Source organism: Streptomyces cellostaticus, assembly GCF_023630175.1.
In the GTDB taxonomy this organism is placed as follows: domain Bacteria; phylum Actinomycetota; class Actinomycetes; order Streptomycetales; family Streptomycetaceae; genus Streptomyces; species Streptomyces cellostaticus_A.
On the sequence record NZ_JALLIN010000140.1, the window covers coordinates 1 to 1081 of the forward strand.

Genomic DNA, 1081 nt, shown 5'->3' on the forward strand with positions numbered 1-1081 from the left:
GTCGTAGGCGTCGCCGACCGAGCCGATGGACGCGGCGATGCCGGCGGCCTGAAGATGGTCGGCGAGCTTGAACGACGTGTATTGCGACCCGGCATCCGAATGGTGGATCAACTCACCTGTTTTTACGGGCTGTTGGTCACGATCGCGCTGCCACAGCGCCATCTCCAGGGCGTCCAGAACGAAGACGGTCTCCTTCACGGTGGCCGCGGACCAGCCGACGATCCGGCGGGAGAAGGTGTCCACGACGAACGCGACGTAGACGGTCGCGGACCACGTTTTCACGTGGGTGAAGTCCGCCACCCAGCACCGGTTCGGCGCCGCGGCGACGAAGTCGCGGTCCACCAGGTCGGGAGCGCGCTCGACCTGCCCGCCGGGGATCGTGGTGATGACACGTCGGCCGCGCACCGCGCCCTGGATGCCGAGCTCGCGCATCAGGCGCTCGACGGTGCAGCGGGCCACCTCATGGCCTTGCCGGTTCAGCTCGCGCCAGATCTTCCGGGCTCCGTAGACACGGTAGTTGGATGTGTAGACCTTCTGGATCTTGTCCTTGAGTTCTGTGTCGCGCGCGCGGCGGGCGGAGGGGGCCTCGAGGCGCTTCTTGTGGGCGTAGTACGTGGATGGGGCGATCTTGCAGTCGTGTGCGGTGAGCGTTCTGCAGATCGGCTCGACCCCGCCGAAGCGGTCCCGGTGCTCGTCGATGAAGGCTACGAGCGCGCGTGTGGCCGGTCGAGCTCGGCCGCGAAGAAACTCGCCGCGGCCTTCAGGATCTCATTGGCCCGCTTCAGCTCGGCGTTCTCCTTCTTCAGTGCCTTGAGCTGGGCGGACTCCTCCGTCGTCGTCCCCGGACGCTGTCCCGCATCGATCTCGTGCTGCTTCACCCAGTTCCGCAGTGTCTCGCGGGAGCCGATGCCGAGCTTCTCGGTCACCGCCTGCAAAGCGGCGGTCTCGTTCGGGTAGTCGTCGCGCACTTCGGCGACCATGCGCACCGCGCGACGGCGCAGCTCAAGCGGGTAACGGGAGGGTCGTGCCATGACTCAATCCTTTCACGGAATCGAGTCCCTACCTGACCCGGGGCGGTTCA

At 66.5% G+C, this 1081-nt stretch carries 2 protein-coding genes; both read right to left on the reverse strand.

Going from position 1 to position 1081, the window contains the following annotated elements; all coding sequences use genetic code 11:
• Window positions 1-699: IS3 family transposase (locus tag MXD57_RS31355; protein WP_250405602.1), on the reverse strand; the 699-nt coding region annotated here is incomplete at its 3' end.
• A gap of 5 nt (window positions 700-704) precedes the next feature.
• Window positions 705-1031 carry a transposase gene (locus MXD57_RS31360; RefSeq protein WP_250405601.1) on the reverse strand — a complete coding sequence of 109 codons (327 nt, stop codon included), beginning with the start codon at window positions 1029-1031 and terminating at the stop codon, window positions 705-707.
• Window positions 1032-1081: the final 50 nt, after the last annotated feature.

Excerpts from the sequence above, each read along its gene's own strand:
- MXD57_RS31360 (WP_250405601.1), bottom strand. The coding sequence starts at position 1,031 with ATGGCACGACCCTCCCGTTACCCGCTTGAGCTGCGCCGTCGCGCGGTG.